Origin of the sequence: Cupriavidus sp. HPC(L) (genome assembly GCF_000307735.3) — a bacterium.
In the GTDB taxonomy this organism is placed as follows: domain Bacteria; phylum Pseudomonadota; class Gammaproteobacteria; order Burkholderiales; family Burkholderiaceae; genus Cupriavidus.
In genome coordinates this window covers 1-16,020 of sequence record NZ_AMPR02000469.1, presented here as the reverse complement: position 1 = coordinate 16,020, position 16,020 = coordinate 1, and the positions used below count along the sequence as shown (strand labels likewise).

15 protein-coding genes are annotated in these 16,020 nt (G+C 69.5%); 11 read left to right on the top strand and 4 right to left on the bottom strand.

Going from position 1 to position 16,020, the window contains the following annotated elements:
* Both B551_RS24555 and B551_RS24550 read right to left on the bottom strand, forming a co-directional pair.
* A partial coding sequence (locus B551_RS24555; RefSeq protein WP_043442747.1) for a hypothetical protein occupies window positions 1-432 on the bottom strand: 432 nt, incomplete at its 3' end.
* 48 nt (window positions 433-480) lie between these two features.
* A complete protein-coding gene (locus B551_RS24550) occupies window positions 481-1,092 on the bottom strand; it encodes a type 1 glutamine amidotransferase domain-containing protein (protein ID WP_006577504.1) in 612 nt (203 codons plus the stop codon).
* A gap of 319 nt (window positions 1,093-1,411) precedes the next feature.
* Between B551_RS24550 and B551_RS24545 the strand changes: the two genes are divergently transcribed.
* Genes B551_RS24545 through pdeM form a run of 4 tightly spaced genes read left to right on the top strand, consistent with a single transcriptional unit; the run spans window position 1,412 to window position 7,684 of the window.
* The gene (locus B551_RS24545; protein WP_023265217.1) at window positions 1,412-2,566 is read left to right on the top strand and encodes a ligase-associated DNA damage response exonuclease; all 1,155 of its coding nucleotides are present in this window, start codon (window positions 1,412-1,414) and stop codon (window positions 2,564-2,566) included.
* Complete coding sequence (locus tag B551_RS24540; RefSeq protein WP_006580160.1) at window positions 2,563-4,278, top strand: ATP-dependent DNA ligase; 1,716 nt, start codon at window positions 2,563-2,565, stop codon at window positions 4,276-4,278. The genes B551_RS24545 and B551_RS24540 overlap by 4 nt, the downstream gene beginning before the upstream one ends.
* Window positions 4,275-6,977 (top strand): ligase-associated DNA damage response DEXH box helicase, encoded by a 2,703-nt coding sequence (locus B551_RS24535; protein ID WP_083492738.1) that lies wholly within the window; start codon window positions 4,275-4,277, stop codon window positions 6,975-6,977. The genes B551_RS24540 and B551_RS24535 overlap by 4 nt, the downstream gene beginning before the upstream one ends.
* Window positions 6,978-6,985: 8 nt before the next feature.
* Window positions 6,986-7,684 (top strand): ligase-associated DNA damage response endonuclease PdeM, encoded by a 699-nt coding sequence (gene pdeM / locus B551_RS24530; RefSeq protein WP_043442756.1) that lies wholly within the window; start codon window positions 6,986-6,988, stop codon window positions 7,682-7,684.
* Window positions 7,685-7,712: 28 nt separating this feature from the next.
* On the opposite strand, the gene B551_RS24525 is transcribed toward pdeM, so the two are convergent.
* A complete protein-coding gene (locus tag B551_RS24525) occupies window positions 7,713-8,468 on the bottom strand; it encodes an IclR family transcriptional regulator (RefSeq protein ID WP_006577273.1) in 756 nt (251 codons plus the stop codon).
* A gap of 98 nt (window positions 8,469-8,566) precedes the next feature.
* Here B551_RS24525 and B551_RS24520 point away from each other — a divergent pair, with 98 nt between their 5' ends.
* From B551_RS24520 to B551_RS24490, 7 genes are all read left to right on the top strand, one after another.
* A complete protein-coding gene (locus B551_RS24520) occupies window positions 8,567-9,559 on the top strand; it encodes a tripartite tricarboxylate transporter substrate binding protein (protein ID WP_043442744.1) in 993 nt (330 codons plus the stop codon).
* Between the two features lie 116 nt (window positions 9,560-9,675).
* The gene (locus B551_RS24515) at window positions 9,676-10,359 is read left to right on the top strand and encodes an RraA family protein (RefSeq protein WP_006577275.1); all 684 of its coding nucleotides are present in this window, start codon (window positions 9,676-9,678) and stop codon (window positions 10,357-10,359) included.
* Window positions 10,359-11,288 (top strand): NAD(P)-dependent oxidoreductase, encoded by a 930-nt coding sequence (locus B551_RS24510; RefSeq protein WP_006577276.1) that lies wholly within the window; start codon window positions 10,359-10,361, stop codon window positions 11,286-11,288. Before B551_RS24515 ends, B551_RS24510 begins: the two co-directional genes overlap by 1 nt.
* A gap of 84 nt (window positions 11,289-11,372) precedes the next feature.
* Window positions 11,373-12,365, top strand: a complete 993-nt coding sequence (locus B551_RS24505; RefSeq protein WP_006577277.1) for a tripartite tricarboxylate transporter substrate binding protein — start codon at window positions 11,373-11,375, stop codon at window positions 12,363-12,365.
* A gap of 37 nt (window positions 12,366-12,402) precedes the next feature.
* Window positions 12,403-13,338: an SMP-30/gluconolactonase/LRE family protein gene (locus B551_RS24500; protein WP_006577278.1), complete on the top strand. Its 936-nt coding sequence runs from the start codon at window positions 12,403-12,405 to the stop codon at window positions 13,336-13,338.
* On the top strand, window positions 13,328-14,170 hold the full coding sequence (locus tag B551_RS24495; RefSeq protein ID WP_043442750.1) for an amidohydrolase: 843 nt from the start codon (window positions 13,328-13,330) through the stop codon (window positions 14,168-14,170). Before B551_RS24500 ends, B551_RS24495 begins: the two co-directional genes overlap by 11 nt.
* A gap of 49 nt (window positions 14,171-14,219) precedes the next feature.
* A complete protein-coding gene (locus tag B551_RS24490) occupies window positions 14,220-15,221 on the top strand; it encodes a tripartite tricarboxylate transporter substrate binding protein (protein WP_006577280.1) in 1,002 nt (333 codons plus the stop codon).
* 36 nt (window positions 15,222-15,257) lie between these two features.
* Here B551_RS24490 and B551_RS24485 read toward each other — a convergent pair.
* Window positions 15,258-16,020 (bottom strand): TolC family protein (locus B551_RS24485; RefSeq protein ID WP_023265213.1); only part of this gene is annotated, 763 nt, incomplete at its 5' end.

Sequence of the window (16,020 nt, the reverse complement as noted above, 5' to 3'; positions counted from 1 at the left end):
CCCCGCCGGCTCGGTCATCCGGATGACCGAGCCGGCGGGGCCGTCGTAGCGGTCCAGCGCGGTCACCAGTTCGTACAGCGCGGCAAGCCTGCCCCCCGCGCGGGCGCCGGCGTGCCTGCCGTCCGCACCGCGCGACGAATCAACCGGCCCATCGCGCGACCGATCGCCCAACCCATCGCGCGGGCGCGGCCGGTCCACGGCCAGGATCTCGACCTGCGGCGCGGCGGCGCCGGTCACCTCTTCCTGCAGGGGCCGCAGATGCAGCACGCCGCCGCCGGCGTGGTCGAGCATGCCGGTGGCCGCCGCGACGGCCGCGCGGCCGAGCCGTTCGGTGGCGATTTCGCCGAAGCCGCAGCGCACCGCCAGTTCCGTAGCCGCGTCATGCGCGTGGGCGAGGTCGTCGGTCGCGTCGATCGCAAGTCGAGTCTGCATGGCTGCGTGGCGGGGTAAACAGGGGTAAACAGCGATGAACCGGCGTGATCAGATCTGGCCGGCGCGGGCTTCGCTGCCTTGCGCCGCGCGATTGCCCAGTTCGGCAAACAGCGTGACGATCTGCTGGTTGAACGCGGGGATATCGTCCGGCTTGCGGCTGCTGACCCAGTTGCCGTCGCGCACGACCTCGCGATCGACCCATTCGCCGCCGGCATTGCGGATATCGTCGGCCAGCGACGGCCAGCTGGTCAGCGTGCGGCCCTTGACCAGACCGGCCGACACCAGCAGCCACGGACCGTGGCAGATCACTGCAATTGGCTTGCCGTCGTCCTGCATTTTCTTGACGAAGCGCTGCGCGGCCTGGTCCATGCGCAGCGCGTCGGCATTCATGGTGCCGCCGGGCAGCACCACGCCGTCGAAGTCGTCGGGATGGGCGTCGGCCAGCGTGGCCTGCACGCCGAAGCGATCTGCCTTCTTGTCGTGCTGGGCGCCTTGTACCTCGCCATCGTGCGGCGCAACGATGACGGTTTCGGCACCAGCCTGTTGCAAGGCCTGGCGCGGGCCGGTCAGTTCGACCTGTTCGAACAGATCGGTAACCAGGAAGGCGATGCGCTTGCCCGTCAGCGGATGATTGGCGTCGGGGGACGTGTTCCGGTTCATATTGCGGTCCTCGTTGCACAGGGAAGTCGATACGTCGATTCATCGAATCGCCGAAATGGAGCCGGACGCGGTCCGACCTTGTAGCTTTTGCGGCCGGCGGTAAAAAAGCGCTCGCCGCCGCGCCGCGGGTCTTGCGGGATGGCGGCGTCCGCGTCCACTTCGGTCCAGAGCGGCAAGAAGCGTGCCCCCGAGGCCGGGTGCCGAGCCACGTCGGCCTGAGTCCGATGGGCCCGCAGCGGCCGCTGGCATAACATCGTCTTATCGATGTGCCGGCCGATGGACCCGATCGGCAAGGCCATCGCAGCCGGAGTCCGCATCCATGGACCTTGTCGTAGCGCGGCCCGAGGGCCTGTACTGCCCGCCGGGCGACTTCCATATCGACCCGTGGCGCCCCGTGGCGCGGGCTGTCATCACCCACGCCCATTCCGACCATGCGCGCGCGGGCAGCGGCCACTATCTGTGCGCGGCGCCAGGACGCGGCGTGCTGCTGTCGCGCCTGCCCGATATTCACCTGGACAGCCTCGACTATGGCCAGGCCATCGTGCACAACGGCGTTCGCATCAGCCTGCATCCGGCCGGGCACGTGCTGGGCTCGGCCCAGGTCCGGCTCGAATACCGCGGCGAGGTGTGGGTCGCATCGGGCGACTACAAGCTCGCGCACGACGGCACCTGCGCGCCGTTCGAGCCGGTGCGCTGCGATACCTTCATCACCGAGAGCACCTTCGGCCTGCCGATCTATCGCTGGCAATCGCAGGCCGAGCTGATGGCGCAGATCCTGTCGTGGTGGCGCGCCAATGCCGAACAGGGCCGGGCCAGCGTGCTGTACTGCTACGCCTTCGGCAAGGCGCAGCGCATCCTGCATGGCTTGATGACGCAGGCAGGCGAGGCGGGGCTGCCGGGCCCGATCGTCGAGCATGGCGCAATGACGGCGCTGAACCGCGCCTATGCGGCCGCCGGCGTGGCGCTGCCGGCGACGGTGCATGCGTCCGAGTTGCCGGCGCGCAGTCCGCTGCTGCGCCAGGCGCTGGTGATCGCGCCGCCGTCGGCGCAGCGCTCGCCGTGGCTGCGGCGCTTCGGCGATGCCACGCAGGCCTTCGCCAGCGGCTGGATGCGGATTCGCGGCACGCGCCGGCGGCGCGGCGTCGATCGCGGCTTCGTGATTTCGGACCATGCCGATTGGCCCGGCCTGCATGCGGCGATCGAGGCGACCGGGGCGCAGCGGGTGTTCGTCACCCATGGTTATGTGCATGCGATGGTGCGCTATCTGTGCGAACGCGGTCTGCAGGCGCAGGGTTTCGAGACGCAGTACGGCGACGAGGAGGACCACGATCGGGACGAGCCGGAAGGCGCGGCCGGCGCCAACGGCGGGCCCGGAGCAAACGGCGAGGCGGCGGACGGCGCGATCGACGCAGCGGACGGCAAAGCGGACGGCAATGCGGACGGTGTATCCGCCGATCCAAGGGGCGGATCATGAAGGCCTTCGCCGAGCTGTACGCCGCGCTCGATGCAACGACCTCGAACAACGCCAAGCTGGCGGCGCTGCGCGGCTATCTGCAGGCCGCGCCGCCGGCCGACGCCGCCTGGGCGGTCTATTTCCTCGCCGGCGGCAAGCCGCGCCAGCTGGTGCCGGTGGCGATGCTGCGCACGCTCGCCGAGCACGCGGCGCGTTTGCCGACCTGGCTGTTCGAGGAGAGCTACCAGGCCGTCGGCGATCTGGCCGAGACCATCGCCTTGCTGCTGCCCGAGTCCGAACATACCGACGATGCGGGTCTGGCCGAATGGGTCGAACAGCGGCTGCTGCCGCTGCGCGGCCTGCCGCCCGACGTGCTGCTGCCCAGGCTCGACGCGCTGTGGCGGCCGCTCGACGCGCAGGCGCGGCTGGTGCTGTTCAAGCTGATCACCGGCGCCTTTCGCGTCGGCGTCTCGCGGCTGCTGGTCACGCGCGCGCTGGGCGAGGTGGCCGGCATCGATCCGAAGCGCGTGGCCGAGCGGATGGTCGGCTATACCGATATCTCGGCGCGGCCCGACGCCGAGCACTATCTGGCACTGATCGCGCCCGACGGCAGCGGCGAGCACGGCGGGGACGGAGAGCGCGTAGGCGATGGTGCCAACGTTCCACGCAGCCGCGGCGGCCAGCCCTATCCGTTCTTTCTCGCCCATCCGCTGCAGGCGCCGCTCGAGCAGTTCGACGCCGTGCTGGGCCCGGTCTCGCAATGGCAGGTCGAATGGAAATGGGACGGCATCCGCGCGCAGATCGTGCGGCGCGACGGCCAGACCTGGATCTGGTCGCGCGGCGAGGACCTGATCACCGAGCGCTTCCCCGAGCTGGCAGAAGCCGCCGCACCGTTGCCCGACGGCACGGTGATCGATGGCGAGATCGTGGTCTGGCGCGACGAACGCGTGCAGCCATTCGCCCTGCTGCAGCAGCGCATCGGCCGCAAGAACCTCGGCGCGAAGCTGCTGCGTGACGCGCCGGCGGTGCTGCTGGCCTATGACCTGCTCGAATGGCAGGGCGAGGACTGGCGCCGCCGCGCGCAGGGCGAGCGCCGCGCCGCGTTGGAGCGCGTGCTGGCCGCGCATCCGCATCCGTCGCTGCGGCTCAGTCCGCTGGTGCAGGCGGACGACTGGCCCGGGTATGCGGTGCTGCGCGAATCGTCGCGCGAGCTCGGCGTCGAGGGCTTCATGCTGAAGGCGCTCGATGCCGCCTATGGCTCGGGCCGGACCAAGGATGTCGGCGTCTGGTGGAAATGGAAGATCGATCCGTATGCGGTCGATGCGGTGCTGATCTACGCGCAGCGCGGCCACGGCCGCCGCGCGAGCCTGTACACCGACTTCACCTTCGCGGTATGGAGCGCGCCGCCGGGTACCGAGGGCCGGGTGCTGGTGCCGTTCGCCAAGGCGTATTCGGGCCTGACCGATCAGGAGATGCGGCAGGTCGACGCGATCGTGCGGCGGACCACCATCGAGACCTTCGGGCCGGTGCGCAGCGTCGAGCCGACCCAGGTATTCGAGCTGGGCTTCGAGGGCATCGCCCGCAGCAGCCGGCACAAGAGCGGCATCGCGGTGCGCTTTCCGCGGATGCTGCGCTGGCGTACCGACAAGACGATCGAGGAGGCCGACACGCTGCAGACGCTGCAGGGCATGCTGCCGTCCGCCGAAAGCGGCGACCGAGGGAAAGCGGCATGAGCGCGCGTGGGGCCGACGCATTGGCCTTGCCCGCGGCGCCGCTGGCGCAGGCGCTGCCGCAATGGTTCGCGCGGCGCGGCTGGCAGCCGTTTCCGTTCCAGCAACAGGTGTGGCAGGCCATCGCCGCTGGCCGCAGCGGCCTGGTGCATGCGACCACCGGCACCGGCAAGACCTATGCGGCCTGGCTCGGCGCGCTGCTGCGCCATGGCGAGCCGGTGGCACAGACCGCCACCGCGCCGCCGCTGACCGTGCTGTGGCTGACGCCGATGCGCGCGCTGGCCGCCGATACCGCGCGCGCGCTGCAGGCGCCGCTGGCCGAGCTCGGACTGAACTGGACCGTCGGCCTGCGCACCGGCGATACCGGCAGCAGCGAGCGCGCCGCGCAAGCGCGGCGGCTGCCGACCGCGCTGGTCACCACGCCGGAGAGCCTGTCGCTGCTGCTGACGCGGGCTGATGCGAAGGAAGCGCTGGGCCGCGTGCGGATGGTGGTGGTCGACGAATGGCACGAGCTGATCGGCAACAAGCGCGGCGTGCAGGTACAGCTGGCGCTGGCGCGGCTGCGCCGCTGGTGTCCCGACCTGGTGGTCTGGGGTTTGTCTGCCACGCTGGGCAACCTCGAACACGCCAGCGAGGTGCTGCTGTCCGGCACGCCGGCCGATCGGCGCGAGCTGGTGCGCGGCAAGATTCCCAAGGAGCTGATCGTCGATACGCTGCTGCCCGATGCCGCCGGGCGGTTTCCGTGGGCCGGGCACCTGGGCCTGTCGATGCTGCCGCATGTGGTGCGCGAGATCGACGGCAGCAGCACCACGCTGGTCTTCCTCAATACCCGCTCGCAGGCCGAGCGCTGGTACCTGGCGTTGCTGGAGGCGCGGCCCGACTGGGCCGGACAGCTGGCGCTGCATCACGGCTCGCTGGATCGCGATGTGCGCGAATGGGTCGAGGCCGGCCTGAAGACCGGCGCGCTGAAGGCGGTGGTCTGCACCTCCAGCCTCGATCTGGGCGTCGACTTCCTGCCGGTCGAGCGCGTGCTGCAGGTCGGCTCGCCCAAGGGCGTGGCGCGGCTGCTGCAGCGTGCGGGCCGCTCCGGCCACGCGCCGGGGCGGCCCTCGCGCGTGACGATCGTGCCGACCCACAGCCTTGAACTGGTCGAGGCGGTCGCGGCGCGCCACGCGGTCAGGGCAGGGCGCATCGAGGCGCGCGAGTCGCCGGTCAAGCCGCTCGACGTGCTGGTCCAGCATCTGGTCACGGTGGCGCTGGGCGGCGGCTTCGTTCCCGACGCGCTGCTCGACGAGGTGCGCGGCGCCTATGCCTACCGCACGCTGACCGACGCCGAATGGCAGTGGTGCCTCGACTTCGTGCGGCAGGGCGGCAGCAGCCTGTCCGCCTATCCGGACTACCGGCGTGTGCAGCCCGACGAGGATGGCGTCTGGCGCGTGCCGGACGTCCGCCTTGCCCGCCGCCATCGGATGAGCGTCGGCACCATCGTCAGCGATGCGACGATGCAGGTGCGCTACTGGAGTCGCGCGGGACGCGGCGGCGCCTCGCTTGGCACGGTCGAGGAGGGCTTTATCGCGCGGCTGTCGCCGGGCGACTGCTTCCTGTTCGGCGGCCGGCTGCTCGAGTTGGTGCGCGTGCAGGAGATGACCGCCTATGTCCGGCGCGCCGACAAGGGCCGGCCCGTGGTGCCGCGCTGGAACGGCGGGCGGATGCCGCTGTCGACCGAACTGGCCGACGCGGTCGTCGCCACGCTCGAGGATGCCGCCGCGCAAAGGCTCGATCCCGCGGATACGCCGGAGCTGCCGTTGATCCAGCCGCTGGTCGACCTGCAGCAGCGCTGGTCGGCACTGCCGACGCGCACCACGCTGCTGGCCGAGACGCTGAACTCGCGCGAGGGCTCGCATCTGTTCCTGTATCCCTTTGCCGGGCGCTCCGTGCATCTCGGCCTGGGCAGCCTGCTGGCGTGGCGGCTCGGCTCGCAGTTGCCGACGACGATCTCGGTCGCCGTCAACGACTACGGGCTGGAACTGCTGTCGGCCGCGCCGCTCGACTGGGCGCACTGGCTGCCGCTGGTGCTGGCGCAGGAACGGCAACGCGATCTGGTCGCCGACGTGCTGGCCAGCCTCAATGCCGGTGAGTTGTCGCTGCGGCGCTTTCGCGAGATCGCGCGGGTGTCGGGGCTGGTGTTCCAGGGCTATCCCGGCGCGCACAAGAGCGCGCGGCAGCTGCAGGCCTCGTCGAGCCTGTTCTACGAGGTGTTTCGCAAGCACGATCCCGAAAACCTGCTGCTGGGCCAGGCCGAGCGCGAGGTCCTGAACCAGGAGCTCGATGCCGCGCGCCTGTCGCGGACGCTGGATCGGCTCGCGGAGCTGCGGCTCGATCTGCGCGTGCTGAAACGGCCGACGCCGCTGTCATTCCCGTTGATCGTCGAATTCCTGCGCGAGAAGCTGAGCACCGAGAAGCTGGCCGACCGCATCGCACGGATGCTGGCCGATCTCGAACGGGCGGCGGGGCCGGAGGGCGAGGGCGACGGAGTATTGGTGCCGGCGAACGAGCCGCCGCCCGATCGCGTCGCGGAGATCGCGCGCTTCGGCATGGCCGATCACGCCGGCCGGTCGCCCTCGTCCTCGTCCTCTTCCTCGTCTTCGTCGTCCCGGCGCCGGCGCCCACGCAAGGTGTCGAAGCCGTTGCCGCCGCTATGAGCGTGCCGATGTCGTCCGCTCCGTCGTTCTCGCCCTCGTCGGCTTCTTCATCCGCGCGTCAGGTCGAGGTTGCCGGCGAGACACTGTGGCTGCTGCCGGAGCGCGCGCTCTGGTGGCCGGCCGCCGCGATGCTGCTGGTGGCCGACGTCCATTTCGGCAAGGCCGCGGCCTATCGCGCGCTGGGCCAGCCGGTGCCGGCCGGCACCACGCGCGACAACCTGGCACGGCTGGCGGATCTGGCGGCGCGCTATCCGGCGCGCGAGCTGGTCTTTCTCGGGGATTTTCTCCATGCCCGCGCGAGCCGCACGCCGGCGGTGCTGGCGGCCCTCGCGGATTGGCGCCGCGGGCTTCCGTCGACGCTGCGCTGCACGCTGGTACGCGGCAATCACGATGCACGGGCCGGCGATCCGCCGCCCTCGCTCGATATCACGGTGGTCAGCGAACCGTGGCGGCGCGGACCATTCGCGCTGTGCCACTTGCCGGGAGCGGCGAACGGCGGCTACGAACTGGCCGGGCACCTGCATCCCGCCTATACGCTGCGCGCCGGCTCCGACTCGGTTCGTCTGCCGTGCTTCGTCTTCGATGCGCATGCCGGCATCCTGCCGGCGTTTGGCGCCTTTACCGGTCACGCGCCGGTCAGGCGGGCGCCGGACCGGCGCCTCTATGTGATCGGCGACGACCGGGTCTGGGCCGTGCCGGCGCGCTAGCGCAACGGGTGAGCCGTCGCGGTCGGCCTCATGGATGCCAGGTCGCCGGTGCTTCGATGCGCGGCGCCGGCCGCTGGCTTCCCGCCATCGCATAGGAAAGCCGGTTCGCCGCCTCCACCACGGTCTTGGCCATCTTCAGCAACCGGGCTTCCGTCAGCCGGGAGGTCGGCCCCGAGATGCAGATCGAGCCGAGCAGCCGCCAGTGCAGCCCGAACACCGGCGCCGCCACGCTGGACACCTCGGGCTCGCGTTCGCCCATCGAAAGATGAAAACCCCGCTGCCGGATGGCTTCGTACGGCCGGCCCGACGCCCCGGAGAAGGCCAGGATCACGCGGCCGGGCGCGCCCTTGTCCAGCGGCAGCGTGGAACCGATCCGCACATGGTGCCGGATCGCCTGCGGCCCTTCGACGCGCAGCAGGCAGGCCCGCTCGTCTCCCTCTCGCACGTAGAACGACGCGCTCTCGCCGGTCTTGCGCGACAGTTCGCGCAGTACGGGCTCCACCACTTCCTGCACGTTGAACGTGGCCTGATAGCAGGCGCCGAGCCAGCCCGCCGCGCGCCCCAGGCGCCAGTTCCCGTCTTCCTTCTGCACCAGGTAGTTGTGCGCCGCCAGCGTCCTGGCGAGGCGAAGCACGGTGGTCTTGTGGATTCCCGTGCGCCGGCTGATCTCGGCCAGCGGCAGATCGGCATCGTTAACGCCAAACGCCTCCAGCACCATCAACGCCCGCGAGACGGCCGTCACGCCGCCGGCGGCGTCATCCCCGCGCTCTGTCGAGCCCTTCATCGCTCCGCTCCGATATGAAATGCGTTTTGCACAACGAAACGGCATTGTATGAGGTGAAACGACGCAACACAATGCGCGAAAACCAAACGGAGACAACCATGCAAGGCCCCTGCCGATTTTCGATCGCCGCCATCTGCCTGGCGAGCGCCTTCCTGACTTCCACCGCTGCCACCGCCACTACCGCCGCTGCCGGCTATCCCGCCAAGCCGATCCGCGTGGTCGTGCCGTTTCCCGCGGGCGGCGGGACCGACATCATTGCCCGCGAGGTCACTAACCGGGTGGCGCTGTCGACCGGATGGACCTTCGTCGTCGAGAACAAGCCCGGCTCGGGCGGCAATCTCGGCATCGATGCCGTGGCCAAGGCGCCCGCGGATGGCTACACGATCGCGCTGGGCCAGACTAGCAATCTGGCCATCAACGCCACGCTCTATCCCCGCCTTCCGTACAAGCCGCTGACCGACCTCGCGCCGATCGCGCTGGTGGCCAGTGCGCCGCTGGTGCTGGCGACGTCGACGACCTCGCCCTACAAGACCCTGGGCGAAGTCATCAGCGCCTCGCGTGCCAGGCCATCGGCCATCAATTTCGCCTCGCCGGGCAACGGCACCGTGGCACACCTCGCCGGCGAGCTGTTCCAGAAAACGGCCGGCATCGAACTGACCCATATTCCGTACAAGGGCGCGGCGCAGGCGGTCAATGACCTGATCGGCGGCCAGGTCGACCTGTACATGGCCTCGGTGCCCAGCCTGCTCGGCCATATCCGCAACGGCAAGCTGCGGGCGCTGGCCGTCACGTCGACCGGCCGCGTCGCCGACCTGCCGCAGGTGCCGACCTTTGCGGAGTCCAACGTGAAGGGCTTCGAGGCCTCGACCTGGTTCGGTTTCGTGGCCCCGGCCTCCACGCCAAAGGACATCGTCGTGCGCCTGAACGCGGAGTTCAACAAGGCGCTGCAAGCGGCCGAGCTGAAGAAGAAGCTGAACGACCAGGGCGCAACCGTGCTTAGCGGTACGCCCGATCAATTTGGCGCGCTGATCCGTCAGGACATCGCGCGCTGGGCAGCGGTCGTCAAGGCGTCCGGCACCACGCTGGATTGACGTCTTCGATCATCCCGCCCGCCGTCCCCATCCGATCCGATTCCATCCGATTCCATCCGATTCCATCCGATTCCATCCGATTCCATCCGATCCTTTCTGCCTCACGGAGTAGCACCATGGCCCTGCCCAACATCCTGAAGTCGTTCGAGCGCGTGTCGCCCGATATCGTCGCGCGCGCCGCCCGATTCCAGCCTGCCATCCTTGCCGACGTCGCGGGTCGCCGCGGCGCGGTGCACGGCCGCATCAAGCCGCTGCGTCCGCAGATGAAGCTGGCCGGGCCCGCGTTTACCGTGGAAGTGCGGCCCGGCGACAACCTGATGATTCACGCGGCGCTGGCGCTGGCGCAGCCCGGCGATGTGCTGGTCATCGACGGGAAGGGCGACCAGACCTCCGCGCTGATGGGCGCGATCATGATGAACGCGGCGCGTCAGCGCGGTCTTGCCGGCGTGGTGATGGATGGCGCGGTGCGGGACAGCCTCGAGATCGAGGCGCTCGATTTCCCGGTGTTCTCGGTGGGCACCAATCCCAACGGTCCGACCAAGGAAGTGGCCGGCCGCATCGGCCACCCGGTCTCGATCGGCGGCGTCACCGTGAATCCGGGCGACTTCGTCAGCGGCGACGCCGATGGCCTGGTGGTGGTCGAGCGCGAGAAGATCGAGTCGCTGCTGCCGCTGGCCGCGCACAAGGAAGAGGCCGAGGCCCGCCGGATTGCGCAGATTCGGGAGGGCAAGACCAATGCGCCGTGGCTGCTCGCCGCGCTGGTGACCGCGGGCGTGCTGAAGGAAGGGGAGGTGCTGTAATGACCCGCTCCGTCATTCTGGTCACGGCCGCCGATCTCGCGCAGCCGGCGCTGGACCTGCTGCGCGACTACGACGTCGTGTTCGCCGGCAAGGCGCCGCAGCCCGACGATCTCGTGGCGCTGGCCAGGCAGACAAATCCGGCCGGCATCATCGTCCGCTACGGCAAGGTCGGGGCCGACATCATGGACGCCGCCCCGGCGCTGAAGGTCATCTCCAAGCATGGCAGCGGCATCGATGTGATCGACCAGGTGGCAGCCGCCAGGCGCGGGATCGCGGTGAAGGCAGCGGTCGGCGCAAACGCGGCGGCGGTCGCCGAACATGCCTGGGCGCTGATCCTTGCCTGTGCCAAGTCCGTGCCGCAACTGCATGGCAGGATGCGGGCCGGACACTGGGACAAGGCCGCCCACAAGACGATCGAGCTGTCCGGCCGCACGCTGGGCATCATCGGCCTCGGGGAGATTGGCCGCCGCGTGGCCGTCATCGGCCAGGCGATGGGCATGCGCGTGCTCGCCTTCGATCCCTTTGCCCGCACTGTGCCGGAGGGCGTCGAACTGGTGGAACTGCCGGCGCTCTACCGCAACGCCGACGTGGTGTCGCTGCATTGCCCGCTGACGGACGAGAACCGCCGCATGCTCGATCGCGAAACGCTGGTGACCTTCAAGGATGGTGCGATCCTCGTCAACACGGCGCGGGGCGGATTGATCGACGAGGCGGCGCTGGTCGAGGCGATGGCGGCCGGCAAGCTGTATGCGGCCGGGCTCGACAGCTTCGAGAGCGAACCGCTGCCGTCTCCTCACCCGTTTCGCGACATTCCGCAACTGATTCTGTCGCCGCACATCGGCGGGGTCAGCGATGCCGCCTACGTGAAGATGGGCATCGGTGCCGTGCGCAACGTACTGGACGTGCTGGAGGCCACGGTCGCCACCTGAGGACTTCTTGCTGCTGGCGCCGCCATCGCGCCGCGCCAGCCGCGACACAAGATCGCCGCGGCCAACCGCGTTATGGAGACAACTGTGAAAACGACTTACCGCCTGGCTGCCGCCGCAGCCGCTATCGGCCGCACCGTGCTGCTGGCCACGACCCTGATCAGCGCCGGCGCCGCATTCGCAGCCTATCCCGACAAGCCGGTCCGCATCATCGTGCCGAACCCGCCCGGTGGCGCAGTGGACGTCGTCACCCGCAAGGTGGCGCAGCAACTGTCGGTCCAACTCGGCCAGAGCTTCGTCGTCGAGAACAAGCCCGGCGCGTCGGGCACCATCGGCACCGGCACGGTCGTCAATGCGCCGGCCGACGGCTATACGCTGCTCGCCAACGACAATTCGTACACGACGCTGCCTTACGTGTTCCGCAAGCTGAACTGGGATCATCAGTCCGCGCTGGTGCCGATCGCACCGTTTGCGTTCTCTCCGGTGGTGCTTGGCGTCAAGGCGGATTCCCGTTTCAAGGACCTGGCCGCGCTGGTCGCCCACGCGCGTGCGCACCCGGATACCGTGACGTTCGGCTCGGGCGGGGCCGGCAGCGCGCCGCACTTTGCGACCGAGGCGTTCCAGCAGGCCGCCGGCATCCAGCTGATGCATGTACCGTACAAGGGCGCCGCAGACGCCATGGTCGGACTGTTGTCGGGCAACATCGACGTGCTGGTGCTGTCGACGCCCAGCGTGCTGTCGCAGGTCAAGGGCAAGCAGATCCGCCTGCTCGCGATCAGCGGCACGCAGCGGGCGGCAGCGCTGCCCGATGTACCGACCTTCGCCGAGGGCGGCGTGCCAGGCTTCAGCCAGTTCAATTGGTCGGGGCTCGCCGCGCCCAAGGGGACGCCCCCCGAAGTCGTGCAGACGCTGCAGAAGGCAGTCCACCAGGCGCTCAGCACGCCGGACATCAAGGCGTTTCTCGCCAATATGGGTGCTCAGCCGGGCAATCTCGACACCGCCGGCTTTGCCAGCCTGATCCAGCGCGAGACCGCGCAATGGGCGACGGTGGCGCAGCGCGCCAACATCGAGAAGCAATGAGCCGGCGCGGGCCGACGCACAACAGGGAGCCGAACCGATGCTGTTACTGACCCAACCCGCGCTGCGCGATGCCGAAGTGTTTACGTCGCTTCCCGATGCCCTGCGATGCCGGGGCGTTGCCTCCGATTGGGCCCGTGCCAATCGCGGCGGCGCCGCGATCGACGCCTTCCTCGAAGGGCCGGTATGGGCCAACGGTTGCCTGTGGTTCACCGACATCCCGTTCGGGCGGATCTTCCGGATCTCGCCACGCGGCGATTGGGAACTGGTCGCGCAGTATGACGGCGAACCGAACGGCATGAAGTGGCTCGGTGGCGACGCGTTCCTGATCACCGACTACCGCAACGGGCTGATGCTGCTCGATGCCCGATCGGGCACCGTGCGGCCCTGGCTGGAACGGCGCAACAGCGAGCGCTTCCGCGGCGTCAACGACCTGACCTTCGACTCGCGCGGCAACCTGTACTTCACCGACCAGGGGCAGACCGGCATGCACGATCCGAGCGGCCGCGTCTATCGGCTGGCGCCGGACGGAAAACTTGACGTGCTGATCTCCAACGCGCCGAGCCCGAATGGACTGGTGCTGTCGGCGGACGAAACCGTGCTGTTCGTCGCCATGACGCGGGGCAACTGCGTCTGGCGCGTTCCGCTGCAGGCCGACGGTTCGGTCAGCAAGGTCGGCCAGTTCTTCACGAGCTACGGGCCCAGCGGCCCGGACGGCCTGGCGATGCGTGCCGACGGTCATCTGCTCGTCGCCAATCCCGGCTTGGGCTATCTGTGGGTGCTGAACCCGCGCGCCGAGCCAGTGGAGGTGATCCGCAGCCCCGTGGGGACATCGCTGACCAATGCCTGCTTCGGCGGCGACGACGGCACCACGCTGTTCATGACCGAATCGACCTCCAGCTCGATTCTGCGGATCGAGATGCCGCAACGCGGCGCGCCGGTGCATGGCGCGGGGAGCGGCCGGTATGGCAGGTGAGGGTGCCGCCGTGCTGGCGCACGCTTGCGATTGCCACATGCACGTCTACGACCGTCGCTACCCGGTCGCCGCCGGTGCGACGCTGCGGCCGCCGGACGCCACCGTGGCGGCGTATCGGATCGTGCAGCGGGCACAGGGTACGACGCGGACGGTCGTCGTGACACCGTCGACCTACGGCAGCGACAACCGCTGCACGCTGGATGCAATTGCGCAATTGGGCGCGGAAGCCCGCGGCGTGGCCGTCGTCGGCGCGGACGTGGACGATGCCGAGCTGGACCGGCTGCATCGAGGCGGCATCCGTGGGATCCGTTTCAACCTGACGATGCCGGGGCCGGTCGATGCCGGTGCGTTGCCGGCGCTGGCCGCGCGCATCGCGCCCTTGGGCTGGCACGCGCAGCTCAATCTGCCGGCGGGGTGGCTGCCCGATATGGCCACGACGCTGCGGCGGCTGCCGGTGCCGATGGTGTTCGATCACTACGGCCATTTGCCGTTCGGCACCGCGGAGGCCGAGCGCGGCTACGGCGTGATTGCCGATCTGGTCCAGGCCGGCAAGGCATGGGTCAAGCTGTCGGCCCCCTATATCGAGTCGCGCGATGGTCCACCGCACTATCGCGACGTCGCCGAACTGGCATCGAGGTACATCGCGCTGGCGCCGCAGCGCATGGTCTGGGGCTCGGACTGGCCACACCCGACGCTGCGCGCGGCCGGTGCCGCGCCGATCGACGATGCGGCGATGCTGGTGCTGTTTCGAGACTGGTGCGGCAACGAGGCCGTCTGCCGGCAGATTCTGGCCGACAACCCGCGACAGCTATACGGCTTCGGTCGATCGTGAAGAACATCAAGACATCAACAACATGAACAAGACAGAACAGGAGACCCTTATGGCAGGGAACCGCGGCATCCGCCGGCACCTTTGCTCGTCGCTGGCCTTCGCGATGCTAGCCGCATCCATCGGCGCACCGCTGTCAGCCTCGGCGCAATCCGACTGGCCGAGCAGGCCGATTACCTATGTCGTTCCCTATCCGGCGGGCGGGACCACCGACATCATCGCGCGGCTGGTTGCGCAGAAGCTCGGCAAGGCGTTGCAGACCACCGTCGTCGTCGAGAACAAGCCGGGGGCCACCGGGGCCATCGGCTCGGCCTTCGTTGCGCGGGCACAGCCCGATGGCTATACGCTGCTCGGCGCATCGACCGCGTCCCATGCCATCGGGCCCGCGTTGAACCCGCGGCCAACGTACGATGCCGTCAAGGGATTCACGCCGATCGCTCTGGTGGGCACGATTCCGAGCGTGCTGGTGGTCGGGGCCGACAGCCCGTATCGCGATGTCGCCAGCCTGCTTGCTGCCGCGCGCAAGCAGCCGGGCAAACTGAGCTATGCCTCCGGCGGTACCGGCACGATCCTGCAGATGTCGGCCGAGCTGCTGAAGGAGCAGCAGAAGCTGAACATCACCCACGTGCCGTACAAGGGCGATATTCCGGCGATCCAGGACGTGATGGCCGGGCATGTCGACTTGATGTTCGCACCGACGGCGCCCATTCTGCCGCTGGTGCAGTCTGGCAAGCTGCGGGCCCTGGCCGTGGCGACCAAGGCGCGCGTCGCCAACCTGCCCGCGGTGCCGACCATGGCCGAGGCCGGCGTGCCCGACTTCGAGGCGGAGCATTGGCAGGGAATCTTCGCGCCGGCGGGGACGCCGTCCGCAGTGGTGCTGCGGCTGAACACCGAGATCAACCGTGCGCTGAAGGACCCGGAGGTCGTGGCGCAACTGGATCGGCTCGGCATCAACGTAGTGGGCGGCACGCCGCAGCGGCTTGCCGACTTCCAGAAGGCGGACATCGACAAGTGGAGCCGGGTCGGGAAGGCGGCTGGCGTTGTTCTGGAATGAGGTCGGACCGGCGATCAATCGACCCCTGATCGACCCTCAATCGGTGCGCGACCAGCCGCCCCCCATCGCCTGGTACAACGCCACGCTGGCATTGAGCCAGTCCGCCTGTGCCTGGATCAGGCTCAGCTCCGCGCTCAGCAGTCCGCGCTGCGCATCGAGCTGCTCCAGATACGGCGAATAGCCGGCGCGATAGCGGTTGGTTGCGTGGCGCAGCGCGGCCGCGAGGGCATCGCGCTGCTGGCCCAGATGCAGCACCTGCGCCTCCAGCTGGCGCAGCGCCGCGAGGTTGTCGTTGACCTCCCGAAAGGCGGTCAGCGCGGTGCGGCGATAGGCGAAGGCGGCCTGATCGCGCTGGGCCGTGGCGACCTGCGCGCCGGCCTCGATGCGGCCGCCCTCGAACAGCGGTGCCAGGATGCTGCCGCCGAGCGACCAGATGCGGACCGGGCTGGCGACGCCGCTCGCATACAGCAGGCCGGCCGATCCCGACAGATGCAGCCGTGGCAGGAAGGCCTTGCGCGCGGCGCTCAGGTTGGCATCGCTCACGGCCAGCTGGAATTCGGCCTGCGCGATGTCGGGCCGCCGCCGCAGCAGGTCGGCGGGCAGGCCGTCGGGGACCGGTGGAGGCCGCAGGGCGGACAGCGCGGCGCCGCGCGCGATCTCCCCCGATGGCGAGTCGCCGATCAGCAGCAGCAAGGCGTTCTCCTGGCGGGCGACGGCCAGCTCGGCCTGCGGCACCGCCTGCGCGGGGGACTCGTACTCGGCGCGCGCCTGGGCGTACTCCAGCTGCGAGGTGTAGCCG

Coding starts and splice junctions, on each gene's coding strand:
- pdeM (WP_043442756.1), top strand. CDS start 6,986: ATGTCGTCCGCTCCGTCGTTCTCGCCCTCGTCGGCTTCTTCATCCGCG.
- B551_RS24515 (WP_006577275.1), top strand. CDS start 9,676: ATGGCCCTGCCCAACATCCTGAAGTCGTTCGAGCGCGTGTCGCCCGAT.
- B551_RS24500 (WP_006577278.1), top strand. CDS start 12,403: ATGCTGTTACTGACCCAACCCGCGCTGCGCGATGCCGAAGTGTTTACG.
- B551_RS24490 (WP_006577280.1), top strand. CDS start 14,220: ATGGCAGGGAACCGCGGCATCCGCCGGCACCTTTGCTCGTCGCTGGCC.
- B551_RS24520 (WP_043442744.1), top strand. CDS start 8,567: ATGCAAGGCCCCTGCCGATTTTCGATCGCCGCCATCTGCCTGGCGAGC.
- B551_RS24550 (WP_006577504.1), bottom strand. CDS start 1,092: ATGAACCGGAACACGTCCCCCGACGCCAATCATCCGCTGACGGGCAAG.
- B551_RS24540 (WP_006580160.1), top strand. CDS start 2,563: ATGAAGGCCTTCGCCGAGCTGTACGCCGCGCTCGATGCAACGACCTCG.
- B551_RS24495 (WP_043442750.1), top strand. CDS start 13,328: ATGGCAGGTGAGGGTGCCGCCGTGCTGGCGCACGCTTGCGATTGCCAC.
- B551_RS24535 (WP_083492738.1), top strand. CDS start 4,275: ATGAGCGCGCGTGGGGCCGACGCATTGGCCTTGCCCGCGGCGCCGCTG.
- B551_RS24525 (WP_006577273.1), bottom strand. CDS start 8,468: ATGAAGGGCTCGACAGAGCGCGGGGATGACGCCGCCGGCGGCGTGACG.
- B551_RS24545 (WP_023265217.1), top strand. CDS start 1,412: ATGGACCTTGTCGTAGCGCGGCCCGAGGGCCTGTACTGCCCGCCGGGC.
- B551_RS24510 (WP_006577276.1), top strand. CDS start 10,359: ATGACCCGCTCCGTCATTCTGGTCACGGCCGCCGATCTCGCGCAGCCG.